Raw genomic sequence first — 4,524 nt, 5'->3', positions numbered from 1 at the left:
CCGCCAGGCCCGATGCAGCGCGGCTGGCCGCCCTGGCCCAGCGCCAGCGCGCGGCCCGGGGGGCTCCATGAGCGCATCCGAGCGCGAGCCGACCGGGCTCGAGATCGCCATCGTCGGCATGGCCGGCTGCTTTCCCGGCGCGCCCGACCTGCCGTCCTTCTGGCAATTGCTGTGCGAAGGGCGTGAGGGCTTGCGCCGGCTGGACCTGCAAGAGCTGATGGCCCGGGGCCGCGACCCGGCCGACGTGCAGGCGCCTGAATTCGTGCCGGTGCACGGCGTGCTCGACGGCTTCGACCAGTTCGACGCCGACTTCTTCGGCTACCGCCTGCGCGAGGCCGAGGCCATCGACCCGCAGCAGCGCCTGTTCCTGGAAGTGGCCTGGCATGCGCTGGAAGACGCCGGCTACGACCCGGCCGCGGCGCCAGGTGCGGTGGGCGTGTTCGCCGGGGCCAGCAGCAGCCACTACCTGTACGAGCAGCTGCACCGCAACCCGGCGGCGCTGGCGCGTGTCGGCGCCTTCCAGGCCCACTATTCCAACCAGCCCGACCACCTGGCCGCGCGCGTGGCCTACAAGCTCAACCTCTCGGGCGTGGCGGTGGCGGTGCAGTCGGCCTGTTCCACCTCGCTGGTGGCGGTGCACCTGGCCTGCCAGCACCTGCTCACCGGCGCCTGCGACATGGCGCTGGCCGGCGGCGTGTCGATCACCTTGCCGCGCTTCTGGGGCTACCGCCACGAAGAGGGCATGATTCTTTCGCCCGACGGGCATTGCCGCACCTTCGATGCGCGCGCCCAGGGCACCTTGAAGGGCGACGGTGCCGGCGTGGTGGTGCTCAAGCGGCTGGCCGATGCGCTGGCCGATGGCGACACCGTGCAGGCGGTGATCCTGGGCAGCGCGGCCAACAACGACGGCGCGGCCAAGGTGGGCTACACCGCACCGGGGCTGGACGGCCAGGTGCGCCTGATCACCGCGGCGCAGGCCGTGGCCGGCGTGTCGCCCGACAGCATTGGCTACGTGGAGGCGCATGGCACCGGCACGCCGCTGGGCGACCCCATCGAGGTGGCGGCGCTGACCCAGGCCTTCCGCCAGGGCACCGACGGCATCGGCTTTTGCGGCCTGGGCTCGGTCAAGACCAACATCGGCCACCTGGACGCGGCGGCCGGCGTGGCGGCCCTCATCAAGACCGTGCTGGCGCTGCGGCAGGCCACCTGGCCGGCCAGCCTGCATTTCGAGACGGCCAATCCCGCCCTGGCCCTGGACAGCTCGCCCTTCCGCGTCGTCCAGCGCACGCAGCCATGGCCACCCGGCGCAGGGCCAAGGCGGGCAGCCGTCAGCGCCTTCGGCATCGGCGGCACCAATGCCCATGTGGTGCTGGAAGCAGCGCCCGCAGCCGCGCCGGTGAGCAGCGAGGTGCCCGCAGGGCAGGGCGCGGGCGGCGCCCAGCTGCTGCTGCTGTCGGCGCGCACACCCACGGCGCTGGCCGCCGTGCGACGGCAGCTGGCGGCCCGGCTCGGCGCGCAGCCGGCGCTGGCGCTGCCCGACGTGGCCTGCACGCTGGCCACCGGCCGCCATGCGTTTGCGCAGCGTGCGGCGCTGGTGGTGATGGACACCGCCGAGGCCGCACGCGCGCTGGACCCGGCCACGCCGGGCGGCGCCGCCGGCGTGCTGCAAGGGCGCGCGGGCATGGCCCCGGCCGTGGTGTTCCTGTTCCCGGGTCAGGGCGCGCAGCACCCGGGCATGGGACGTGGCCTGTACGCCGGGCAGGGTCCGGGGGCCGACGTGTTCCGCAGCACCGTGGACCACTGCTGCGAGGTGCTGCGCCAGCCGCTGGGCCTGGACCTGCGCAGCCTGCTGCTGGCCGAACCCGACGACGCCCAGGCCGCCAGCCGGCTGCAGCAGACCGGCATCACCCAGCCGGCGCTCTTCGTCGTGGAATATGCGCTGGCTCGGGCGCTGATGGCCGCGGGCATCGAGCCGGCCGCGATGGCCGGCCACAGCCTGGGCGAATACGTGGCCGCCTGCCTGGCCGGCGTGTTCACGCTGGACGATGCGCTGGCCCTGGTGGCCGAACGCGCACGGCTGATGCAGGCTCAGCCCCCGGGCGCCATGCTGTCGGTGCCGCTGGACGCCGGGGCGCTGGCGCCGCTGCTGGCCGCGCACGGCTGCAGCCTGGCGGCCGAGAACGCGCCGGGGCTGTGCGTGGCGGCCGGCCCCACCGCCGCGGTCGAGGCGCTGGCCGCGCAGCTGCTGGCGGACCATGGCCTGCAGGCCACGCGGCTGCATACCTCGCACGCCTTCCACTCGCCCATGATGGCGGCGGCCGTGGCGCCGATGCTGCAGGCGGTGTCGGCCGTGGGCCAGCAGCCGCCCGCACGACGCTTCGTCTCCAGCGTCACCGGCACCTGGTTCGGGGCGGCCGACGTCGGCACCGCGCACTGGGGCGCCAACCTGCTGCAGGGCGTGCGCTTCGGCGCGGCGCTGAGCACCTTGTACGGGCTGGGCGACGTGGTGATGCTGGAGGTGGGGCCCGGTGCCACGCTCACCACGCTGGCCCGGCGCCATGCCGATGCACCTGCGCAGCTGGTCACCGCCACCACGCTGGCGCCGCCGCGGGGCGGGGCGGCCGGGCAGGGCACGGCCCGCGGCAGCGACGAGGCCCAGCTGCTGCGTGCGCTGGGTCAGCTGTGGTGCGCGGGCGTGGACATCGGGCAGGCCTGGCTGGGCACCGGGCCGCGGCGCCGCGTGTCCTTGCCGGGCTACCCGTTCGAGCGGCAACGCTGCTGGGTCGATCCCGCGCCGGCGGCCACTGAGAGCGCCGATGCATCGGTCGCGCACAGCGCAGTGGCGGCAGCGCCGCTGCTGTACCGCCCGGCCTGGGTGCGCGCCGCGGCACCGCCGGCCGCGCGGCCCACCGGCCGCTGGCTGCTGCTGGGACCGGCGCGGTGGATCGAGCCGTTGCGCCAGCGCCTGGCCGCCCACGGCGCACAGCCGCGGGCCTGGGCCACCGACACCGAAGCCGGCGCCCCGATGCTGCAGACCGGCGCCGACGACCCGGGCCTGGCCTGGCTGGCCGATGCGGCCGGCCAGCTGCCCGAACACCTGCTGATCCTGGCCCCGCCCGACGACGCGCCCGCATCGGGCGGGCCGTCCGCCTGGGCCCCCGTGCCCACGCTGCTGCACCGGCTGGCCCAGCAGCCGCCCGAGGGCTTGCTGCGCATCACGCTGGGCACCCGGCACAGCGCCCAGGTGCTGGGCGATGAACCGCTGCAGCCCGACCAGGTGTTGCCGATCGGCTGGCTGCAGGTGCTGCCCTGCGAGTGGCCCGGCCTGCGCACCACCGTGGTCGACCTGGAGGACTTCGGCCCGGCCTCGCTCGATGCGCTGCTGGCCGAAGCCGTGGCCGGCAGCGCGCCGTGGGTGGCCTACCGGAGCGGCCGGCGTTGGGAACGCAGCACCGCGCGCGTGGACGCAGCGGCCACGCCGGCCGGGCCTTCGCGGCTGCGCCCGCGTGGGGTCTATGCCATCAGCGGCGGGCTGGGTCACATGGGCCTGGCGCTGGCCGAGCACCTGGCGCGCACGCTGCAGGCGCGGCTGCTGCTGTTCAGCCGCTCTGCCTTGGCGCCGCCCGCCGACTGGGACCGGTGGCTGCAGCAGCATCCGGCCGACGACCCGGTGTCGGCCGTGATCCGGCGGCTGCGCGGGATCGAGGCACTGGGCGCCGAGCTGATGCTGGTGCAGGCCGACGTCACCGACGAGACCGCGCTGGCAGCCGCCCACCAGGCCGCACGGGCGCGCTGGGGCGCGGTGCATGGCCTGGTGCATGCCGCCGGCCTGCCTGGCGCCGGCCTGGTGGCGCTGCAGTCGCCCGCGCAGGCAGCGCAGGTGCTGGCAGCCAAGCGTGAAGGCACGCAGGCGCTGCTGCGGGTGTTCGGGGCCGGGCTGGACTTCGTGGTGCTGTGCTCGTCGCTCACCTCCTTCGTCGCGCTGCCGGGCCGCGCGGCCTACACCGCCGCCAACCTGTGGCTGGACGCCTTCGCCCAGTCGCGGGCCGGGCAGCAGCCCCCGGTGCTGGCGCTGAACTGGGACAACTGGCGCGAAGGCGGCATGGCCCGCGCCGCCGGCACCGCCGACCTGGGCCTGACCGACGCGCAAGGCGTGGCCGCCTTCGTGCAGGCGCTGGCGCTGGACGAGCCGCAGTGGCTGGTGTCGATGCGTGCGCTGCCGACGGCTGCCGGCCGGCCGCTGGCCCTGGCGACGGTGGGCACCACGCCCGGTGCCGCAACCGGCCAGCCCGCGGCCCGGGTCGAGCCCGACGGCCCGGTGGCTGCCGGCCAGGCCGTGGCAGCTGCGGCCGATGCCACCCCGGCCGAAGCCGAGCTGCTGCGCATGGCCAGCGACCTGCTGGGCGTGCCCGCGATGGGCCTGCACGACGATTTCTTCGACCTGGGCGGTGATTCGGTGGTGGGCATCCAGCTGGTGTCGCGTGCCCGCCGCGCCGGCTGGCCGCTGACGGCCCGGCAGGTGTT

The 4,524-nt window shown here is 75.7% G+C and carries 1 protein-coding gene; it reads left to right on the top strand.

Annotation, left to right across the window (positions count from 1 at the left end; translation table 11 throughout):
* Nucleotides 1-67: 67 nt before the first annotated feature.
* Nucleotides 68-4,524 (top strand): SDR family oxidoreductase (locus tag ABNT58_RS25560; RefSeq protein ID WP_348756195.1); only part of this gene is annotated, 4,457 nt, incomplete at its 3' end.

This window comes from uncultured Aquincola sp., assembly GCF_964001545.1.
GTDB lineage: Bacteria > Pseudomonadota > Gammaproteobacteria > Burkholderiales > Burkholderiaceae_C > Aquincola.
The sequence above is the reverse complement of the archived record's forward strand: the minus strand, read 5'-3'. Positions and strand labels throughout refer to the sequence as shown.